The following is a 22309-nucleotide window of genomic DNA, read 5'->3' on the forward strand; positions in this document are numbered from 1 at the left end:
GTATCTGCAATAAGTTGGGAGTATTTCTTGAATCTGAGGAGTATCTGCAATAAGTTGGGAGTATTTCTTGAATCTGAGGAGTATCTGCAATAAGTTGGGAGTATTTCTTGAATCTGAAGAGTATCTGCGATAAGTTGAGAGTATTTCTTGAATCTGAGGAGTATCTGCGATAAATTGGGAGTATTTCTTGAATCTGAGGAGTATCCCGGCAAACTGGATAGTATCATTAAAATTTGAGAATGTCCCGGCAAACCGAAAAACTAAATAGCTTTCCGAGCAAGTCAAAATCCCGTAAATAAAGGATTTTACCGAAATCCGTCGAATTATTTCATAATAAATCAAATTGAGGTGTTTAAATGATTAAGAAATTCAGGAGAATGCCCTTAAAAATCCTGATAATGGAAGCACTTTTAAGAAGAATCCCCCCAAATCATCCGAGTAAATTCCACATTGAGAAAGAGCTAAGATTTAGGAAAGCCGGTTACCGCGGGGAATTGTCCCTCGACTATCATTTGTCACAGTTGCCTCAAAACGAACACTTTATCCTCCATGATCTTCGGCTCCCCCTGTGGAATAACACTTTTTTTCAAATAGACGCTCTCCTTTTATCGAGACGTTATTTCACAAATTATGAAGCGAAAAATCATACCGGCACGTTGACCTTCGAGGAGCAGCAGATGCTCCAAACGTATGAAGGTCGAACAGAATCGTATCCCAATCCCATTACTCAGGCGGAGAACCAACAATATCATTTGGAAAATCTGATAAGAAAAAACCTGGATATTATTCTTCCCGGCACCTCGTTTGTTGTCGTCACAAACCCTTCCTCCATTATCAAATTTGATCCCCAATATGAGAAGATCGCCAGTAAAAAAGTAATACGTGCAGCTGCTATTCGGCAAAATTCCGAGTTGTTTTGGACAAAACAACAGGTGCATCTCATATCATACGCTGACCTTCAAAAGATTTCCCAACTCCTATTAAAGCTTGATACTCCTTCAAAACCCGATATTTTACAAGAATTTCGAGTTGATAAAAGTGACATTCACCCAGGCGTTTATTGTGATAAATGCAAGCTTTTGTCTTTTAAAAGGGCGTTTGGAACATGGAAATGCAATAAGTGCGGATTTGCAGATAAAATGGCACACGTTCAGGCTTTAATTGATCACCTTCTTTTGAATGGAAACACCATTACAAATTCTCAATTCCGCTATTTTTTGCAATTCGATTCCGTTACTGTTGCCACCCATCTGTTGGGATCACTAAATCTGCCCTTTGAAGGAACCTTTAAGGATAGAAAATATCATTTATCATTAGATGCGTTGAAAAAGTGGATTTAATAAAAAGGGAATGCCAACATGCAATGGTTGAAAAAAAGACCGTGCTCTTCGAATCGGGAGGAACCTTCAAAAAGCTAATTGTAGTTCTTAAATCCGAAGAGTATTTTTCAATAGTCGAGAGTATTTCTCAAAAGCCAAGAGTATGCTCCTAAGTCCGAATAGTATCTCTCAAAACTTAAGGTTATCACTGAATCAAAGGTGCTCCTCATTAATAAGGAATCCCCACCTTTCCAATAAAAATGAGGCTGGAACATAAGTTGAAACCTAATTGATTTTAGTACAAATCGTGAAAATAAAACCGCGTGAAATCAAGGTTTAATTTGATTTCATGTGGTTTTATTCATTTTTATAGGGTTTTGAACCAGCCTCGGCCTTTCTAATACAAGAAGAAAATTAACACGCTTGTGACAATTCCTACTACTGCACTCAATAGAATACAATATCCCATAATATCACGGATGTGCAGACCAACCACTGATAGTATTGGCAATGCCCAAAATGGCTGTATTAAATTAGTCCATCCATCTCCCCATGCAACAGCCATTGCGGTTTTGGATGGATCGACCCCCAATTCCATTGCTGCAGGGATTTGTAAAGGCCCTTGCAATGCCCATTGTCCGCCACCTGATGGAGCAAAAATATTAACAAATCCAGCTACCCAGTAAGTGAAAACATTGAATGTTTCAGGTGTGGCTACAGAAATCATCCCGTCTATAATAAGCTGTCCTAAACCTGAACCGGATAATATCGCAATGATCCCAGCATAAAAGGGAAATTGCAGGATAACGGGCGAAATAGATTTAGAGGCTTCCATAAAGGACTTTGCATATTGGCCCAAAGAGCGATGTAAAAACATTCCCAACGACAAGAAGAAAAGATTGATAATATCCAAATCCAAATCCCTGCCGCCCCAAATCGATATAACCGTGTAAACGATGCCAATTGCTCCAATTAACATTCCTAAAATAGGGGTATATTCTAATTTTAAGGCAGGACTGAGCGAATCTTTTGCGACTGCAGTTTCGGTTTCCGGTTGCTGATCCAATTCCGTAGTATGATAACTGATAATATTTTTCTTAGGTGACATTAAAACAATGAAAATGGACATGATCACAACTAAAGTTAGGAAAATTATAATCGTTGAATAATGAAATAATGTTTCTGATGTCGGAATCACTCCCATTATTTCTTCTAAAAAGTGCCCTTCTGTGGCAATTGTCAATCCAATCGAACTCGAGATTCCTCCAGGAAACAGCACTGTCGCGGAATAAGCACATGCCACTAAAAGTGGAAAATGCGCATCTTTATTTCTTTTTCCAATTTCTCTAGCAATGATGGCTCCGACAACAACTGCCAAGCCCCAATTTATGTAGTAGGCCGCCGCGGAAACTAGGAAAGTAAGCAAATAAGCTTTCCACGGTTTGTTCGCTAGCTTTGCTAAACTCTCCAGCCCTCTGCTCACAAAGGGAACTGCTGCCAACGCCATGCCAGTCATCAATAACAGGACCATCTGCATTGTAAATGCCAAATACGTCCAAAATCCGTCACCCCATGCTGAAAAAATAGTACCGGGTTCCGTTGGATTCATTGCTAATGCGATGGCAAAGACAAGCATCGTCATAAGCACTGCAATGACAAAAGCGTCTGGTAAATAACGCTGTACAACTCGTGAGAAACGATCTGCGATACCCGCTAACATAGATTTACCTCCACTATTTTAAGTTACATTAAATGTTAAGGGAGGATGCAATATTTTAAAATTATCAAAAAGTATGAAAGAAAGGAAGATTTTTATACATGCAGGATAAGAATCTTAAAAAGAATCACTCTAGAACACAATTGTCCTTCACGAAGTTGATTTGAACCTGTAGCTGACGAATCAATCCGATGGAGGATGGTAACTGCGTAGCGTTGTTATTCCTTTTCTACTCATCACTCGGCAAGATTACACGTGTAGCCACCGGTGTTCCCAACAATATGGAAGTTTTGGTATTCCCGTAAGGAATTAGCTTTTCAATCAACCGTGTTAATTCATCCATTCCTTTCAATGCTGCCTTAATATAGTAATGGACGTGGCCCGTGGCCCGATGGCATTCAATAACCTCAGGTTCACCTTCAATCATTTGTTCAAACTCAGAGAGGGGGACCTTAATTTCACTAAATTCAATCATAACCAATAGCTTTCTTCCAACAGATGCTGGAGACACTTGGGCAACAAAACCTTCAATAATGCCCTTTTCTTGTAGGCGTTTCAAACGCTCTGACACGCTGGGTCGGCTGAGAGCCAATCTCTTTGATAGCTCACTGATCGACATTCGTCCATCTAACTGCAATAACTTGATCAAATTTCTATCCACTTGATCCACCTTTCACCCACTCCTTCAAAATGAATACTGATTACATAAATTCTCTTCATATAAAAGTCTTATAATCCAAAACAACTTCATTTTGGTATGTAAATGATCATTAATATATTCTATTATTATACTCGAGAATGAATTGTTTGAAAAATTTTAATTAGGAACCGAAAGATTGTAAGTCTGAGCGTTGCCGAAATTGGTAAACAAATCTTGCCCGCGATTTTGCTTTCTATGAAAGCAAGGTTAAACCACAAATGAATTTTCAAAATTTTTCTAATAAAGGAGGGTAACATGAACAATACATTTAAAATCATTGTTCTGGCAGGGGCCTTTGTATCATTTATCCTAGGTGCAGGAACTGCGACAGGGCAAGAAATACTGCAATTTTTCGTATCACATGGATACTACGGTATTGGCGCTATCATCATTGCAGCCGTTTTGCATATGTGGTTTGGTGCATATGCAATGGATGTAGGTCTCCGATTGAAAGCTGATGACTCAAAAGCTGTTTTCAGCTATTTTTGCGGTAAATATCTCGGCACCTTTTTCTATTGGTTCTCGCAGTTATTCATCTTAGTTGTTTTTGTCGTCATGATTTCTGGAGCTGGTGCCACTGTTTCAGAGTACTTTGGTACAGGTATTGTCACTGGTAGAGCCATTATGGCCATCCTGGTATTAACTACTGCCTTATTACGTCTGGAAACGATTATTAAAATATTAGGAATTGCCGGGCCGATTATAGTCATTTTTGCAGTTATTGTAGGGGCTGGCAGCTTTGATCCAGCAGGATTTTCACAGGCAAATGAAATTATGAAGGAACTCGACTTATCATCAGCAACCAAATACTGGTGGCAATCAGGGTTTGTCTACTCTTCATTTGTTTTACTCGTAGCATTGCCGTTCCTGGCTAATCTGGGCAAGGATGAGGTCAGGAGAAAAAATGTGATCATTGGCGGGAGTTTGGGTGGACTTATTATGCTGATAGGAGTCTTTGCCATCTATATTGGCATCCTGTCAAATATCGAAAAACTTCATACAAAAGATATTCCGACCTTATTCCTGGCGGATCAAATCAGTTCTGCACTAGCATTTTTCTTTTCTATTATTTTACTCATTGCCATTTATACAACCGCAGTGGATATGCTATGGACTGTTTCAATTCAATTCTCAAAAGACAACATATTAAAGTATAGAATCATTACAATTGGCTTAACAATACTTGGGTTTTTCGGCGGATTATTACCCTTTGCCAAGATTATTGATTTAGTATATCCGATTGTTGGATATATTGGATTAATCTTAATGGTTGGAATGCTTTATCGACAATTTATCAACAAGGGGAAAACGGGAAATCAATCTTATGATTTGCAGAATATAACGAAAAAATGGGAAACTGAGAGGGAAAATTTATGAGTAAATATGCTAAACATCCAGATTACACAAGAGTAAAACTTGATATGCCCTTCACAGGGATTACATCATTTAGAAAGTATCCAATCTGCACTGATTTAGAAGAATTAGACGCTGACTTTGCCATTATCGGTGTTCCAAATGATATGACAACTGCATGGCGTTCCGGAGCCCGTATGGGACCAAGATCCATTCGTGAACAATCATCCCTGTATGCGTTTGGTTCAGGTTATGATCATGAAAAAGACATTGTTTACAATAATGATGGCTGGAAAATTGTTGACTGTGGTGATGTTTCAATTATTAATGGAGATGTTGAGCAAAGCCATGAAAATACCGAAGAAGCGATTAGAAAAATCATTTCCAAAGGTGCCATTCCAATTGTTTTAGGTGGGGATCACTCAGTAACAAACCCGATTGCATTTGCTTTGGAAGAGAGTAAAGAAAAAATTAATGTCGTCCAAATTGATGCCCATTTAGACTGGTTAAAAGATGCATCTGGCCAACGCTTTACATTGAGTAATCCAATGCGAAGAATGTCTGAAATGGATCATATCAATAAAATGGCACAGCTTGGAATAAGAGGAGTTGGAAGTAGCCAAAAAGAAGACTTTGACGATGCCCGCGCCTATGGCAGCACCATTTTATCACCAAAACAAGTTAGAAAAATCGGCATCGAAGACGCTTTAAAGGATATGCCGGAAGGTGAAAAATACTATGTAACCATTGATATTGACGGTTTAGACGCTTCTATTGCACCTGGGGCCGGTTCTCCTTCACCAGGCGGATTCTATTACGACGAGGTAAGTGAGATTTTAGAGGCTGTGGCAAAGAAAGGTGAAGTGATCGGTTTTGACCTTGTGGAAGTTAATCCACTCTACGATCCTACCGGAGTGACTTCACAGATTGCTGCTAGATTAATAATTGATTTTATTAATTTCATCATAAGAGAAAAACAACTTAATTCAGCGAATTAAAGCTTTTGAAAGGGAAGCCCGAATGGAGGCTTCTCTTTTTATTGCGGTTAACGATTATTCAGCAATGAAACTTTCATAGGAAAGAGGTATAGTGAAAATATAGACTATCTCTACAATGTCACCAAGCCTCTCCCTTTCAAATATCAGCAAAGATTCGTTACTATAAGGCGCACTTCTCTTCATACTTGGGCATCTTTAACTGAGATTCGTTCCAAGAGTACACACTCTCCTTCAATTATAGGTATCTATAATGGCAATTAGTGACCATATTTCGCACTTGCCACCACAATAGCCCCTTTGCCCAAAAGACCCTCCAAAAACACTGCAGCATCGAAGTTTGGAGTAGTCTATACTAATCTTTCAAATAGCCAAAGCCCGGTTCTAAACCGAACTCAGGCCTTAGCTGAAAGTCATATTGATAACTTGTCCTACCTAAATTTATTTAGCCAGACCTCATTTCGTCTAAAAGCGCTCCTTCTCCCAATCTACTTTGTATAGGTGTCTCGTAAATGAATTGAGCATTCCAATTGGCATCCAGAGTCTAATCTCCCCTTCCCCCTGTAGAATCAACCCACACAATGAATTCGCTTTCATCACATGTTACTTTTGACTACGGCGTCTGTCGCAGATTATTCTTCAACTTATCCTTACTCCAATGATTTTTCTGCACTTGTTGAGTCATCCAAATCTCGTCTTGTAAGAGCTTATGTTTAAGTCTCTCTAGCTGATTTTTCACCTCTCGGGAGACTGATCCGCTTTGAACTTTTTTTGCTTCTACTTTAGTAACAGAGCGCAGGGCATTTTCAATTTTCTCTTGAGGAACAGAAATTCTCTTTCCAAACATTTGGATGGATAATTGTTCAATCAACTCAGCATCCAATTGTTTGAATGACATTTGGTGTTGAAAGATATGATTGATCAGATGGCCGATCAACTGGTGTGCCCGCCGTATCGAAATTCTGGCTTCTCCAACAAGCAGATCTGTTAATTCCGTTACAATTGAAAAGTGATCAGAAGCCCTTTCTAACATTTCTGGCTCTTTAAATTCCATCGTCTGCATGGCCTCTAATAATAATTCTACAGCAGCTTCCACTTCATTTAATGCGCCCCAGAAATACTTGGTACTTTCCCCCGCCAGGCCCCGGTAATGTCCATAAGGTATATGAGTTGCCGAAACAACTGCAGCCAATACATGAGATGATTTTGCTTTGATATGCTCAGCAGTAATCAGACTTTTTTTCTTGTGCATCATTCCGTCGGTCACAGTATCTGCGTCTCCAAATTCAACAATTCCATACTCTTCCCTCGACAACATGTACAAATCATAGCTTAGGCGATTGATGTGACTCATAAAAATGTTCATTGCAGATAAAGACTCCAGAATATAATCACATGAAGCAATGCCATCTAACGAGTTTTTCATCGTATCCGTGAATCCTAATAATCTGGCAACCTTGTCTCGATTGATGGAAAAAGCTGTGCCCGCCATTCCCCCTAATCCCAAAGGTGATACATTAGACTGTTGCAATGCCTTTTGAATACGAGTAAAATCCCGCTCCAATGCATGAAGAGTCGCTGAAAAATAATTCCCTAGAGTAACCGGCTCCAATGACTGCATATGTATATAACCGTTTAAGTCTAAATCACAATAATCGTCAACCCGTTCTATAAGGATAGCGCGTAGCTTTAATACAAGCTTACAAACCTTCTGTAATCCGTCACGGCTATTCATCCTTATAACCACAGCATCAAAATCATCCCTGCTTCTACCTATGGATAATTGTCCGGCAACCTCTATGCCGACTCTATCAATCAGTCCCTGTTCAATATTGAAATACAAGTCCTCCAGATGATGGCCAATCTTCAACTGCTCAACTCCAGCAGCTTGTATTTCTATCAGTGCTTGCATAATGGTGTGACCTGCTGTTTCAGACACAATGCCTTCAGACATCAACATGCTTAAATGCGCTTTGTTCACATCCATCATATTTTGAAAGGAACGCTCCATCTCGTTCTCAATCGCAGGTTCGAATAAATAGCGAATGACTTTTTCCGGCAACTCTGAAAAAAGTCTTTCTCTCACTTCATTCAACTCCTTCTGAAAAAAATACAATCATTTGGTTATATGGATGTTCGAACAATTACATTCATGAAAGGAGAGTCACTTAAACTTTGTAATCAAATGCGTCTTAGCGTATTTGAGCCCAATAAATTGTGGCATCCACCGGAGGCTTTAACTTTATTCAGCTGTGGCTTGAAACCCACTGGATGGAATACCTAGATGCATTCATCTCACCACTTACAAAAGTGGGAAACTTCTGCTGAATGAAGTTAAACCGGTCATTGCAAAAACTTAACCATTTGCTACTGCGAAAACGGCTCTTTTAACTGCAAATTGGGATGTATCGCTGCGTTCAATTAGGGAAGGATATACTCAACACACTCCACATTTTAACTTTACGTTTATTATTCTTCCTCTCGAAAAAATAGTGATACTGGTACATCCAGCACAGCAGCAATCATTTCTAACTCAACTGTCGTTATAGGGCGTCTCCCTCTTTCTTTCATACTGTAGGCCTGTACAGTAATACCAAGAGCATTGGCTATCACGGCTTGTTTTACATTTTTGGATCTTCTTACCTCTCTAATTCTCTCATGTAACAAGAATAGATCACCACCGTTATTAAACGAAAAGTTTAATATATAGCTTCATTATATATACAAAAAGTTTAAAGTCAAGTAATAAAATAAACTTTTTGTTTAAAATACTTAACATAGCGTTTATTTGATGTAAACTACTTATATATAATATAAAGCGGTGATGTATGATGAGCTTAGGATCTCGTTTAAAAAAAGAAAGAGAAAGAAGAAACTGGTCGCAGATTTATGTAGCCGAAAAGATCGGAATAACCAATGCAGTCTTATCTAACTACGAGCGGAATTATCGTGATCCTGATACTGAGACCCTAAAGAAACTAGCTCTACTTTATGAAGTGAAAACCGATTATTTACTTGGCATTACCGATAACCCCATTGCCTATGAAAAAGATGGTACATTTCCAACCATCATTAAGGACCCTGAACTTGAACGATGGCATAAGGAATTGCCGAAATCCGATGAAGAGGATTTGCGTAAACTGAGGCAAATGTGGGAGATTATCAAAAGTAAGGGAGACAATGACTAACCGATTTTACCCGAAACAATAAATCCCTTACGATCGGGGGACAGACGGATCCCTGCCCCAATCCAACGTAAAGGATCCCCTGTTCCACCTTTTAACACACAGCTGTTTGTATACTAAATCATGCTGATTTCGTCATTCTCTTGACAATTTTTTTATCATTTTTATCCCATCAACTACTTCTCAATGAGCATTCTCTAGCGTAGTTTTTTTGGCTTTCATCCGTCCTCTCAAAAACATTATAAATATTCCCTAAGGTAGTAAACCATGCACCATTAGACTCCATATATTGAATAAAACGTTCTAATTCTTTTATAAAATGTGCTCTACCACTTGTTTGAGGATGTAATGTTAAGATGAAACAAGCGCCATCTAGCTTACAAGCATAATCATAAGTTGATTTCCATCTTTCAAAAACTTCGTGAACAGATCTTAATCCATCTTCTCCATGATCACCCACAAACTCTTGTGTAGGAAAATCATCCAAATACCATGACACTGGTATTTCTAATATTTTACTAGGGGCGCCATATACATTCCCTTTGTTTACATTTACCTGAACTGGACGAATCCAATAAGGGTAAAAATCATTCCCCATTAGACTGCTATCATAATTAAATCCATATTCCTCTAGTATACCGAGCGTATTCTCACTAAAATCCCACGCAGGGGAACGATAGCCCCTTGGTGTAACACCGATTTTTTGTAATGCTTCTAGGCCCTTTTCCATAATAGTTTTTTCTTCATCATAAGTTAATTCCGTTACATTCTCATGAGCGTACCCATGATGACAAATCTCGTGACCTTTAGTAACTACCTCTTTACAAATATCGGTATATGTATCGATGGTATGGCCAGGAATACACCAAGACGTTTGTACATGATACTTTTCAAATAATCGGAGCAATCGGGGAGCCCCTACTGCTGCTCCAAACTCTCCCCTCGACATATAAGCAGGAGAAAAAAGCTTATAGGTTCCCAACCAAACAGAGGCCGCATCGAAATCGCACCCAATATTAACTGCTACACGCTTTCCTTCGGGCAATCTTAATTTACCAGAAATCTGCACGAAACATCCTCCCTCGAATAGTTTTGGTCTTCTTTCTGCTGAGAGACAATTTTTTGCCTTCATGCCTAGACAAACACCTCAAAAATTAATTGCCTGTCTTTCCCCTGACGATTTTAAATTTTTGTATGGTCAAGCAGTACACCAAAGTACTATAGGCATCAATTTACAATTAATTTACTTTTCACGACTTTAAAGGGAATTTAGCAGTAACTATATAAATATTTGATATGGAAAAAATTATGCTCACTTCCCATGTCAGAAATTTGTACAGAACTCAGATGCTAATGTTAAAAACGCTTTCAAAATTGATGTCTAAATCAATACAGCAGCCCCTTTTTGGAACCGAACCCTGTTAAAGCCTTATATTTTCCTAAAAAGAGGCGCCTTACGGATGACAATATTTTCATGCAACAGAAAGACTTAAAATTCCTCTTACAATCCACCACTTATATTTTTTGTATGCCGAGATGCACTTGCAGGATCACCCGCAATTTTTGTAAGCTCCAGACCGGTGGTCCTCATCCCTCCAATGAGAATGATAAGACCCGAACTTAGAACAATTGCTGCCAATACGTATAAAGTGCCTATTCCGCCTATCACGTTTAATAAAGCCACTGTCAAGAAAGGAGCAATAATTCCACCTATTTGACCGCCTCCCTCAGTGATCGCCACTCCGGTTGTTCTAACACGAGTTGGGAATATCTCTGCCATATAAACATAGCCTGCCGAATTCGCGGCAATCATCATAGAGCACATAAAAGCGCCTAATATCACCATGAAGTTGCTTGACACAATGGTCATCAGACATAGTGCACCCGCGAACACTACTGTCACACAGAACATAAAATACTTTCTTTCTACCTTATCGATTAGAATTAAAGCGATTAGAGCACCAACTGGGGTACCCAAATAACCTAAGGCAGTAAAAAGAAGTCCAGAAGAAGCAGTATTACCAGATTCAATTAATATTGTTGGTGCATAACTTAGATAAGCATAGGTAGTGATAAGCCAAACTAGCCAAAATGCCAGCGTAATAACGGTTCGTTTCAAATATGGAGGTGAAAATAAAGTTTTGGTTACGCTTCCACTACTTTCGTCTTCCGGCGGAACTACAGGAACTGGCGGTAATTCCTTACCCGTTTTCATCCTGACTCTTCTTTCCATATCAGCTACTAATTTCTCTGCTTCCTCTGCCTTTCCATTTATGATTAACCACCTTGCCGATTCAGGCAGGAAACGCGCTCTCATAAATATCAGAACGACGGCAACTAAAGCTCCCAAACCGAAAATAATTCGCCATCCATTCTCCAGATTAATCAACGCTATCGAAATGAAAGGCGTAACGGTTAAACCGGCAGCTCCCCAAAAATACATTAACTGAAGATATTTCCCTCTACTTTTGGATGGGGAAAATTCCGTAATGATTGTGGATGCTATAGCTATTTCAGCTCCTGTTCCAACCCCTGTTATAAACCGGAATATAGATAGTGACCATAAGTCCCAGGCAAATGCCGAAAGAAACCCACCTATGGCTACAATTAATACAGTATATAAAAGGGCTTTTCTACGCCCAACGCGATCTGCAACCAATGATAACAGGTAATCCCCTATCACATATCCAATTAAGTACAAGGTAACTGGATAAGCAGCTTCGGTTGCAGTTAATTGAAACACTTCAGTTATTTTCGGTAACGTAAAACCGATCACACTAATATCAAAGTATACAAAAAAATACGATAACCCTATGATTAAAAAGGTAAGATTACTAAAACCCAATGTAGGTAATCTATCAATTCTTGCATTCAAATCAGCAACCTTTTGACCATAAATAGCACCCATACCTTTGCCCCCTTGTTGAAATAAATAATTATTGTTTTTTCTAAATATTCATGGTAGAAATTATCCTTAGCACCCTCTATCCATCCTACACCTTAAACACCTACCCTTTTTAACTTTACGTTTATTTAATTCGCAGATATTCACATAATACAACTAGCTCTGTAAAGAGCTACTCAAATTCAGTGATCACGGGGAACCTATTAAACCCCCTTCACAACTTGTTTTTTCAGGATAGCCTTAAGCTCATTTTATGTATTTAGCTATTCCTATATTTTAAGTTTTTCAGATATCATCACCGCCCACAAATAAACGTAAAGTTTAAATTGATAACTCAATTATATACACAAAGAGTTTAATGTCAAGCCAAAAATAAACTTTTTGTTTAAAATATTTAACATAGCGTTTATTTGATGTAAACTATCTGTATAATATATGAAACGGTGATGTATGATGAGTTTAGGCTCTCGCTTGAAAAAAGAAAGAGAACGAAGAAACTGGTCGCAGATTTTTGTAGCTGAAAAAATTGGAATTACCAACGCGGTCCTGTCAAACTACGAACGGAACTATCGGGATCCTGACACCGAAACCCTAAAAAAATTGGCTCTATTATATGAAGTGACAACAGATTATCTATTAGGCATTACTGATAACCCTGCAACTACTAAAGAAGACAATGAATTTCCAATAATCATTAAGGACCCTGAACTTGAGCGTTGGCATAAGGAATTACCTAAATCCGATGAAGAGGATTTGCGTAAACTGAGGAAAGTGTGGGAAATTATCAACGGAAATGAGGATAACGAATAGCCGATAATATAGAGAACATCAGCACTAGAATAAATATATAGGTTGTAGCAAAGTTTTCCTTCTCCTGTTGCGCATGTTTGGATTCGGTTCCGTACAATCAAAGATTTTTCGGTCAAAACGATATAGGCTATAAAAATACTGTCCATGAAACGAAAATACTATCTGAATTTAGGCATATACTGTCCGAATTATGGAAAATACTGCCCAGGATTCAAAAATACTATCCGTAATCCGGTAATACTGTCCAAAATTCGTAGAATACTATCCGTAATACGAAAATACTGTTCGAAACCTGGAAAACCCTGATGCACCAGTTTCAAATTCAGCCTATATAGTTATCCTATTTCTCATCAGCCCCTTCCAAAAACATTCATTCTTCTACCAGAGGTCTTCAAAAATCAGTGGCACAAAATGTCATTACCTTGAAAAACTAGGTTCGCTCAGTACCGAACCTAGTTTTTATTTCCGTCTGTTAAATTTTATTTAAGAGCCTGTAAAATTTGTGTAAAAACACTTTTTATCAAATAATCATGAGGTATGCTATAAGTAACCTTTCCTAGGTTACCAAACACTCCCCTGGATATTTCCCCTAATTCCAGGGGCTTTTTCTATTTTAATCAATGATTGTTTTCAATCCTATCTGCGTTACCAGCTTCTATTTAGCCCCCTCACTGCACACGAATAAGTCTTCGATTTCGTTGATTTGGATCAAGTCGCTAACATATTCCGCGGGCAATCCTATCTAAATTCGTATGTCACCTTCATAGTCCAGTTTTTTCTACGTATCTAATCATCCTATAAATGCTATTATAGAAAAAAATAATACAACCGGGAGGAGTTTTATGGATATCTCCAAAATCAATAGCTTCGATTTGCAGGCACATATTGAAGCCCTGAAAAATGAAAATGAGGATCTTAAGAAAGCCTTTGAATGCTCCTACGATGGTATTTGGATCTGTGATTCTGAGGGAGTGACTCTTAGCATAAACAAGGCGATTGAAAGGATTACGGGCTTAAAGAAGGAAGAAGTGACAGGAAGAAATATGATAGAACTGGTCGAGAAAGGTATTTTTGATCAAAGTGCCACTTTAAAAGCACTGGAAGATAAAAATACAGTTACCATCATGCAAAAGGTCATTAGCGGAATTTCAACTATCGTAACGGCTAATCCTATTTTCGATCAAGACGGTAATATCAAAAAAGTCATTTCCAATGTAAGGGACATCACTGAGTTAATCCAACTAAGAGAACAATTGCAAAAGCTGGAAGAAGAGAAAAATAAATATCAATCAGAGTTAAACAGCTTGCTTCACCACATTGAAGAGGTCAATGATATTGTCCTTAAATCTCCTAATATGAAGCAAGTCATTGAAAAAGTCATGCAGGTTGCCAAATACGACACTACCGCAGTGCTGCTAGGAGAATCCGGAACAGGAAAAGAGGTCATGGCTCAATTAATTCATGATTCAAGTCCAAGAAAAGAAAAGGGCGAATTCATCCGGGTAAATTGCAGTGCAATCCCAGCAGAATTACTTGAATCAGAAATGTTCGGTTATGAATCAGGCGCTTTTACAGGAGCAAAAAAATCAGGAAAACCCGGTCTCATTGAACTGGCCCATGATGGCACTTTATTCCTGGATGAGATTGGAGAATTGCCCTTAAACATTCAAGCGAAATTTCTAAGAGCGATCCAAGAGAAAGAGATTATGAGACTTGGCGGCGTAACACCAATTAAGGTGAACTTTAGAATTATTGCAGCTACAAACCGTAATTTACATGAAATGGTTGCCAACGGGGCATTTAGAGAAGATTTATTCTATCGTCTACATGTAGTTCCCGTTACAATCCCTCCTTTGAGAAGCAGAAAAGATGATATACCAAAGCTTATTGAAAGCTTTACGAATACTTTTAACAAATACTACCATACAGAAAAATGTTTTTCTCCTGAAGCCATCCGGATGTTAATTGAATATCCGTGGCCTGGAAATGTAAGGGAACTAAAAAACATTGTGGAGAGAATGTTTGTAACAACTTCCTCAGATACGATCCATCCTGAGGATTTACCGGACTTTTTATTAAGCCATGCAAAGCCTAAAGCGTCGTATAAAAATGGCTCCCTAAAAGAACAACTGGCCCAATATGAGAAAGAATTATTGCAAAACACTTTAAGAGTAAGTACTACTACTTACGAAGCAGCCTCCTTATTGGGAGTTGATCAATCAACTATCGTAAGAAAAATGAAGAAATATCACTTATCAATGTAATCTTATACAGATTTAATGCAACTCTACATTTAATGCAATGTCGCATCTTTCTTTATTTAATAAACTAATCATCAAATTTAAGTTTATTTTTTGAATTTTTAATGTAAAAATGCATCGACAGCTTCTGTAAAAAGCCAATGAAACCAGCTTTTTTCTTTGGCACGATATTTGCTTTTTATATAAGGCAAGACTGGAGGTGAGAAAATGAGAAATTCTTTTACTGTGATTATGGTGCTTTGGTTCATATTGGTTAATGCTTCTCAATTTATCCCTACATTAAACAGGTTAGAACCCTCTGCTTTTGGCATACCGTTTAACTTACTCTGGATATGGTCATTGAACCTTCTGATCTCGGTCTATTTGATATATTGTGCAATAAAAGTTTGGAAAACCTACGACATTGATGTTAAAAAAGCTCAAGAAGAAGCTATTAATCAGGGATTGGAGGTCGAAAGATAATGAGTTTACCAACAATGGTCTTTGTATTTCTAGGTATTTCTATGATTGTATACTTATTTATTTGTTACTTGGGTTATAGAGCAACAGATCAATCCTCTATGGATGATTTTTATTTAGGCGGAAGAGATTTAGGACCGATTGTTTTGTTTCTTACTATTGGTGCTTCTTGGTTTAGTATGTGGTTTTTACTTGGAGCTCCGGGTTCCTTCTTCCTTCACGGCGTCGGCTTTAATTCATTTTTCATCCTAAATATTGTACTCGGTGTATTTATGTTCGTATTCGGGCGCAGAATGTGGGCACTTGCCAAAGTGTACAATTATGTGACCCCCAGCGATATGTTGGAGCATTACTACAACAGCAAATTTACTCGGCTCATTTCAAGTGTAATCGGAATGTATTTATTATTTCCTTATATTGGAATTCAATTATTAGGTGCTGGCGTCGCATTCGAATTGATCGGAAGTTCCTTTTGGCTTGGCGTAGGAAGTATGCTTGTTCTGGTAACGCTCTATAGTTTAGTCGGCGGAATGAAAGCGGTTGCCTGGACGGATGCTGTACAAGGAGTTTTCTATATGCTGCTCACCTGGGGACTCGCCTTTTGGATGCTCAGCAAAGGAGTTACTGGCATCGGATCGCTAGGGAACTTGTTCTCAGCCGTCAACGACAACTTCCCGGATTTCCTTAAATACCCTGGTTCATCTGGATATTTTACTCCTTTAAACTGGTTTGCTTACATCGCTATTTATGTAACAGCAGGAATTGGTCTTCCACATTTATGGACACGTTATTATATGGCTAAAGATATGAGTGCATTTAAAGTTGTTCCGCTTGGACATGTCTTGTTTGCAAGTTGGGGATTCGTACCCATTCTCATCGTCGGTATGCTCGGAAAATTATTCTTACCGGACATTGAAGTAGTCGACCAAATTTTCCCGGCTATTGTCTTGGAATATTCTCCTGTTCTTGCAGTTGTGTTAATCACAGCCGCTTTTGCAGCAGCGATGTCGACTGTGGATTCACAATTAATGGCGATGGGGACTATTTTTACAAAAGATATTTGGGAAGCATTCATTAAGAAGGAAAATAGTGAAAAGACCCTTGTATGGATTGGACGAATCTCTATGGTTATTTTAATGGCGATCTCCGTGGTCTGGACACTCTATGCTGAAGGATCCATTGTAGCTTTATCCATGATTGCCTTTACCTGCGGCTCCCTTTTATTTATGCCCCTCTTCGGCGTACTTTTTTACCCTAAAGCTGGAAAGTATGCTGCAAATATCAGTTTGATCGCGGGCTTTTTAACACTTCTCTTTACAACATATATTGTCCGTGATCCTGGAGGAGTTTATGGCGGCGGGTACGCATTGTTAATACAGGTGATTCTATTCTTTGCTATCGCTCAAATAGAGAAAAACCACCTGAAAGAAAGAACCATCGCCTATCATAGCATTACTCGAAAATGTATAAATGGTGATTTTCAACCATCGACTAAAGAAGATTATCACAACACAAAGAATGTAGCTGAATCTCAATAGGAGTGATTAATAATGTACAATCAAAAAGAAAAAGTCAAAGTAGCAGCTGTAAACGCTTCACCATATGTTTTTGATTTAGATAAAACGGTGGACAAATGTCTATCCATTATCGAGGAAGCAGCCAACAATGGAGCTAGGTTGGTAGTATTTCCTGAAACGTTCCTTCCCATGTATCCTTGGTGGCTATGGATGTCCGTAGACAATAAAAAGCGGCTCGAACTTTTCAAGCAACTATATTACGAATCTGTAGAAGTTGCAGAGGAGCCGTTTCAAAGAATTTGCAGAAAAGCAAAAGAAAAAGGGGTTTATATCGTCATAGGGATTAACGAAAGAGAGCGAGGGACCTTATATAATACGCAGGTGTTTATCAATGACCAAGGCGATATCATCGGAAAGAGAAGAAAACTCGTTCCTACAAGTGAAGAAAGAACAGTTTGGGGCCGCGGGGATGGAAGTGACTTATTCGTATTAGATACTCCTTTCGGAAAAATGGGCGGATTGATCTGTTACGAAAATTCAATGACCCTTTCACGTTACGCCCTCTACTCAATGGGAGAACAAATTCATATCGCTAACTGGCCGGGATCAAACTATAGAAGCCAACCAAGAGATCGAACAAAAACGATTGAAACAGTATCGAAATTCGTTGCATTTGAAGGGCAGTTATTTGTTATCGCTTCTTCCTCTTGCATAGGCCAAGAAGAATTGGACTTCTATACAACGCTGGATCCATCTATCAAGGACAGTTTTGATCTGGGTGGGGGCATGTCAGGAATTATTTCTCCATACGGAGAATATGTTTCCCCTCCTGTTATCAATGAAGAAGGCATTGCCTATGGTGAAATTGATCTGGATCAGATTTTAGATGCCAAGCACATGATTGATTGCACTGGTCATTATGCCCGCCCCGATGTAACAAAGCTCGTATTGAATCAGGAGAAATATTCTGCTTTAAATACAAGTGAACAGCCTACTATCATGAAGCTGTCTGTCGACGATGAAGAGCAAGCGGTTGAAATAGAGTCATAATAACATGATTGATCAGCTATAATGTACCAAATTAACGCCCGGAATCCTTGATTCCAGGCGTTACTGTTTAAATTTCACTGGAATAGCTTGTATAAATTCTGAAACATATATTGGAACTTGAGACATCCTTCGCTGGTAACGCCCTACAAACCCCAAGTTCTCATAAAAGTCTTGCGGCAAGCCTTGCATTTGTACCTCCAGTGGAACACAACAGGCCTTTCTTCTATCAGGCGTCCTTGGACACGTTTCATACGGTACCCATGAACATATTTAGTTTTCTTCTTACAATTGGGACATGTAACTCTTCTAACCTTGGTTCCAATCTCAATGTGAAAAGCATGATCCATTACTTCTGCGAGTTCTACTTGAATATCAGACTCTTAAATTCCTAATAATTGTGTGATAAAATCAGTTTGCATTCATATTCTCTCCAACCCTTTTTATGTCGCAATTTAAAGGTGCCAAAAAAGAGAATACGGGTGTATTTTTTTGTTTTTTTAGATATGCTCCCAACTACTTAACAGTAAGGAAGACCACCACATTCAGTTGTATAGAACCTGCAAATCACACCTTCATTAACGAAAAAAACAAACTTAAAGCTTGAAACACCAATAAAAAAAAGCCCATAGAGAAAAAACACTCACTCTCTCTACAAGCTAACCATAATATTAACAACTTAATTATTCTGCAAGTATGCCGTACATATCGCCTCTTCGGTTTGCGGTGTAACTCATCTTTGGATCAAGTTCTTGCTTAATGGGTAATATAACTGTTTGAACTTGTTCTTTATCTTTTAGCGATAGTAGAATTTCTCCTGTCGCATCAATCACCATACTATCTCCACAGAAATCAAGCTCTCCTTCTTTTCCTAATCGATTACAAATAATGACTGGGATTTCGTTTTCCATTGCACGGCATCGTGAAAATAGATGATGTTGGAGTTCATAAGGTTGCATATTCGCGTTTACAATCACAATGAAGTCTGCTCCCATTAGCTTCAGTGCACGTGCAATTTCAGGAAACTCCACATCAAAGCAAATCATCATACCCATTGACCCCAGTGGAGTATCGATTACTTCAAATCTTGATCCGGGTTGGAAATAATTCTTTTCACTATCAAACAGATGAACTTTTCGATAGACTCCCAGCACTTCCCCCTGTGAATCAATCAGCGCTGATGAAATGTAATAGTTGCCGTCTTGCCCATCCTCAGGAAAACTAATAACCAAATAAATTTCATGGTCTTTACATAAATTGCGTACCTTTGTCATGTATGGGCCATCAATCGTTTCAGCCAGTGCACTTACATTTTCTCCAACTGAGTAACCGGTGAGAAACAATTCCGGTAAAATGACTAATTGTGATTGTTCACTCTTTGCTTTCACTATCGATTCTTGTATACGCTCCAGATTACCTTGTTTATCACCCAGTTTTGGTATAAGTTGAGCGACAGATACTTTGATTTCATTCACAAACATCTCTCCTAAATGGGCGTTTTTTAGTAAGGTCCTTCAATTAGTTAATTTTCTTTCCAAAACTTCGGTTAGCAGCAACAAATGATAAGCCCCTTAGTGGTAAGGGGCTTTCATTTTCCGCAGTTCCAACAAAATAACTTCAGGGTTACACCATTTAGAACCTTACAGATATTATTTGTTAATGTATCTTGCACGAGATGCGAGCATATCTACAATAAAACGTGTTGCTGTAATTGCTGTTATATCCGAGTGATCATATGGAGGTGCGATTTCTACAACATCGAATCCAACAAGATCTACTTGTCCCAGCAATTCAATTGCTTGTATCATTTCCCTAACCATAATTCCACCTGGAGTCGGGGCACACGTACCAGGTGTTTGGGAAGCTTCCAATGAATCCATATCAAAGGAAATATATACACCATCTGTGCCGTCAGAAGCAATTTTAATAGCTTCTTCAACTACTTTTTGTATACCTCTTTTATAAATATCTCTCATTGTATATAGGGATATTCCGTTTTCTTTCACATATTCAAGCTCAGCTTTGGGATTCATTGGTCCACCTGCACCAATAATGACGGCATTTTTAGGATCAAAACAATCCAACTCCATTGTTCTAGGTACAGGGCAGCAATGGTTCCACGGATCTCCGCCTACATCTTCGGCAGTATCCAAATGAGAGTCGAAAAGGATGAAACCATATTTTTTAGTTGGATCAAATTGGTTCAACGCTCTTGTTGAAGTAACAGTAATAACATGATCCCCACCAACCAGAATTGGCAGAGCTCCACCTTTTAAGATCTCTATTACATTCTCTCCACCACGTTCAATTGTGCCGAAAGCGTCTCCAATTTTTACGTCTACATCCCCACAGTCGCGAATATTATATGTTTCCATAATATCTACATCATAATCAAAATGATAAGGGATGGTCATCGATGAGACGTCACGTATTTTTCTTGGTCCCATGGAAGAACCTGTACGGGTAATGGTTGTGCCATCAAATGGAACTCCAAGTATGGCTGCTTTTACTCCTTCTTTCTTTATCTTATTTTGATCTGGCTCCATAACAGGACTATTTAAAAATGTTGCAGGTCCTTTATGTAAAACTGAGCTCCAAGTATCATTTGATTTCATTTAATACCCCTCCAAGATTTTTTTTGGAATAACGATAATCTCCAAAACTATATTTTTTTAGAAATAATTTCGTCAGTCCATAATAAACAAGTGCTGAGACGATTATTGCAGGTAATGTAGCTCCAAGCGTATTAAACAAAGTCATCCCAATAGAACTAGTAATAAATGTAAACCCTGTCATCCAACCGCCTAGGAATAGCCAAACAATCATACCAACGATTTGTGAAAAAATAGCAACAGGATTAAATCCCTTAAAATACTTATAAGGTCCTTCTTTGTCAAAGCAAGCTTTTACATTAATTTTTTGCTTTCTTAATAAGAAATAATCAATTAATATAATCGCCCAATATGGTCCTGCTAGCATAGCTCCAAAAATCAAAATAAAATCAAAAGCTTCGCGCAGTGAACCGATGAAGATAAATGGCAATGCTGGTAATGCGATTAAAACGGTAACAATTCTAAAGTTTAAATTTGGAAATACAGTCAATAGAGACATAGCTCCGGAATATATTAATATAGTAATCGTTGTAATCGTACCAGCAATAATACAAATAAATGCCATAACGCTTAAATTAAGTTCAAGCATCCATAGAGTTGGATCTACTTCACCTGTCAGTATTGTGGCCATTCCACCCACAATTCCAAGCAACATTCCTGCTAAGGCTAAACCAATATATGTTCCCCAAACACCACCCCTTTCAGTTTTAGCCATACGGTTCCAAGAACCTATATATTGCAGCCACACAACTGCGTATGCAAATATGGCTTCAAATGCAAATATCCAACTAGTCTCTCGCGTTGCTTTAAAACTTATCAACGCTGCAAGATTCTCTGCACTTAACAGTTTTATTAACATATAGATGCTAAAAGCTAGCATAATAGGTACAGTTATATTTGAGAGTTTGAAACCTATTTTGGGATCAATAAGTAATAGAATTATAGGAATTATAATTCCACCTACGATAGCATAAGCATAATACTCTCCTGCGAAACCGCTGGAACCCGTTAAAATAGTAACAGACAATTCTCCAGCTGATCCCATCAGCGACGATAAAATTCCTGTCCATCCAATGGTAATAGCTAGAATTAGAAAGACTCCAAAGACTGAACCATAATAACCAAACGCCGGTCTGTGAGAGACGATTTCATCGATACCATATTTAACATTTTTTTGTGCTGACCACGCACAAATAGTATATGCAGCTAAATTTCCGACAATAGTCATGATCACCGCTGGGATAAATCCTAATGACTCTGAATAAGTACTCCCTAGTACAAATGAAGCTAATATAATATTTCCCCCAGCATATAGCCAAAACATTGTTATTGGTCCAGCATGTCTAGCTTTTGATGGAATAGGTAAAACGCTGCTAGAGTAATCTGCTCTATCTCTAATCTTGTTCTCCTCCCTTACCTTATCTATTTT

At 38.4% G+C, this 22309-nt stretch carries 18 protein-coding genes; 9 read left to right on the forward strand and 9 right to left on the reverse strand.

Translation table 11 applies throughout. The features are described 5' to 3' along the window. Positions 1-356 precede the first annotated feature (356 nt). Complete coding sequence (locus H9631_RS09750) at positions 357-1340, forward strand: nuclease-related domain-containing protein (RefSeq protein ID WP_191812250.1); 984 nt, start codon at positions 357-359, stop codon at positions 1338-1340. 376 nt (positions 1341-1716) lie between these two features. On the opposite strand, the gene H9631_RS09755 is transcribed toward H9631_RS09750, so the two are convergent. Continuing rightward, positions 1717-3039 (reverse strand): short-chain fatty acid transporter, encoded by a 1323-nt coding sequence (locus H9631_RS09755; RefSeq protein ID WP_191812251.1) that lies wholly within the window; start codon positions 3037-3039, stop codon positions 1717-1719. A 226-nt stretch (positions 3040-3265) separates the two neighbouring features. Continuing rightward, positions 3266-3706 (reverse strand): Lrp/AsnC family transcriptional regulator, encoded by a 441-nt coding sequence (locus H9631_RS09760; RefSeq protein WP_191812253.1) that lies wholly within the window; start codon positions 3704-3706, stop codon positions 3266-3268. A 285-nt stretch (positions 3707-3991) separates the two neighbouring features. Here H9631_RS09760 and H9631_RS09765 point away from each other — a divergent pair, with 285 nt between their 5' ends. Then, positions 3992-5113, forward strand: coding sequence for a YkvI family membrane protein (locus H9631_RS09765; RefSeq protein ID WP_191812255.1), 1122 nt, complete (start codon positions 3992-3994; stop codon positions 5111-5113). Beyond that, complete coding sequence (gene speB, locus H9631_RS09770) at positions 5110-6087, forward strand: agmatinase (protein ID WP_191812257.1); 978 nt, start codon at positions 5110-5112, stop codon at positions 6085-6087. Before H9631_RS09765 ends, speB begins: the two co-directional genes overlap by 4 nt. A 610-nt stretch (positions 6088-6697) precedes the next feature. On the opposite strand, the gene argH is transcribed toward speB, so the two are convergent. Together argH and H9631_RS09780 are read right to left on the reverse strand one after the other, a co-directional pair. After that, the gene (gene argH / locus H9631_RS09775) at positions 6698-8170 is read right to left on the reverse strand and encodes an argininosuccinate lyase (protein WP_191812259.1); all 1473 of its coding nucleotides are present in this window, start codon (positions 8168-8170) and stop codon (positions 6698-6700) included. A 383-nt stretch (positions 8171-8553) separates the two neighbouring features. Further along, on the reverse strand, positions 8554-8751 hold the full coding sequence (locus H9631_RS09780) for a helix-turn-helix domain-containing protein (RefSeq protein ID WP_191812261.1): 198 nt from the start codon (positions 8749-8751) through the stop codon (positions 8554-8556). Between the two features lie 164 nt (positions 8752-8915). On the opposite strand from H9631_RS09780, the gene H9631_RS09785 reads away from it, so the two are divergent. Then, on the forward strand, positions 8916-9272 hold the full coding sequence (locus tag H9631_RS09785) for a helix-turn-helix domain-containing protein (protein WP_191812337.1): 357 nt from the start codon (positions 8916-8918) through the stop codon (positions 9270-9272). 169 nt (positions 9273-9441) lie between these two features. Here H9631_RS09785 and H9631_RS09790 read toward each other — a convergent pair whose 3' ends face one another. Both H9631_RS09790 and H9631_RS09795 read right to left on the reverse strand, forming a co-directional pair. Next, the gene (locus tag H9631_RS09790; RefSeq protein ID WP_191812264.1) at positions 9442-10338 is read right to left on the reverse strand and encodes a polysaccharide deacetylase family protein; all 897 of its coding nucleotides are present in this window, start codon (positions 10336-10338) and stop codon (positions 9442-9444) included. A gap of 432 nt (positions 10339-10770) precedes the next feature. Then, positions 10771-12177: an MFS transporter gene (locus H9631_RS09795; RefSeq protein ID WP_191812265.1), complete on the reverse strand. Its 1407-nt coding sequence runs from the start codon at positions 12175-12177 to the stop codon at positions 10771-10773. A 450-nt stretch (positions 12178-12627) separates the two neighbouring features. Here H9631_RS09795 and H9631_RS09800 point away from each other — a divergent pair, with 450 nt between their 5' ends. The 5 genes from H9631_RS09800 to H9631_RS09820 all read left to right on the forward strand — a co-directional run bounded on the left by H9631_RS09800 (position 12628) and on the right by H9631_RS09820 (position 18271). Beyond that, positions 12628-12984 carry a helix-turn-helix domain-containing protein gene (locus tag H9631_RS09800; RefSeq protein WP_191812267.1) on the forward strand — a complete coding sequence of 119 codons (357 nt, stop codon included), beginning with the start codon at positions 12628-12630 and terminating at the stop codon, positions 12982-12984. An 842-nt stretch (positions 12985-13826) separates the two neighbouring features. Beyond that, entirely contained in the window at positions 13827-15248 is a 1422-nt protein-coding gene (locus tag H9631_RS09805; protein WP_191812269.1) for a sigma-54 interaction domain-containing protein, read from the forward strand. A gap of 204 nt (positions 15249-15452) precedes the next feature. Continuing rightward, a complete protein-coding gene (locus H9631_RS09810; RefSeq protein ID WP_191812271.1) occupies positions 15453-15707 on the forward strand; it encodes a hypothetical protein in 255 nt (84 codons plus the stop codon). Beyond that, the gene (locus H9631_RS09815; protein WP_191812273.1) at positions 15707-17242 is read left to right on the forward strand and encodes a sodium:solute symporter family protein; all 1536 of its coding nucleotides are present in this window, start codon (positions 15707-15709) and stop codon (positions 17240-17242) included. Before H9631_RS09810 ends, H9631_RS09815 begins: the two co-directional genes overlap by 1 nt. Before the next feature lie 12 nt (positions 17243-17254). Continuing rightward, positions 17255-18271, forward strand: coding sequence for a carbon-nitrogen hydrolase family protein (locus H9631_RS09820; RefSeq protein WP_191812275.1), 1017 nt, complete (start codon positions 17255-17257; stop codon positions 18269-18271). Between the two features lie 680 nt (positions 18272-18951). On the opposite strand, the gene H9631_RS09825 is transcribed toward H9631_RS09820, so the two are convergent. The 3 genes from H9631_RS09825 to H9631_RS09835 all read right to left on the reverse strand — a co-directional run bounded on the left by H9631_RS09825 (position 18952) and on the right by H9631_RS09835 (position 22306). Continuing rightward, complete coding sequence (locus tag H9631_RS09825) at positions 18952-19749, reverse strand: carbon-nitrogen hydrolase family protein (protein WP_225220963.1); 798 nt, start codon at positions 19747-19749, stop codon at positions 18952-18954. Between the two features lie 168 nt (positions 19750-19917). Then, a complete protein-coding gene (locus H9631_RS09830) occupies positions 19918-20883 on the reverse strand; it encodes an agmatinase family protein (RefSeq protein WP_191812279.1) in 966 nt (321 codons plus the stop codon). After that, positions 20870-22306: a purine-cytosine permease family protein gene (locus H9631_RS09835; protein ID WP_318246795.1), complete on the reverse strand. Its 1437-nt coding sequence runs from the start codon at positions 22304-22306 to the stop codon at positions 20870-20872. Before H9631_RS09835 ends, H9631_RS09830 begins: the two co-directional genes overlap by 14 nt. Positions 22307-22309 lie beyond the last annotated feature (3 nt).

The sequence above is a fragment of the Bacillus norwichensis genome (assembly GCF_014836955.1).
Taxonomy (GTDB): domain Bacteria; phylum Bacillota; class Bacilli; order Bacillales; family Bacillaceae_C; genus Siminovitchia; species Siminovitchia norwichensis.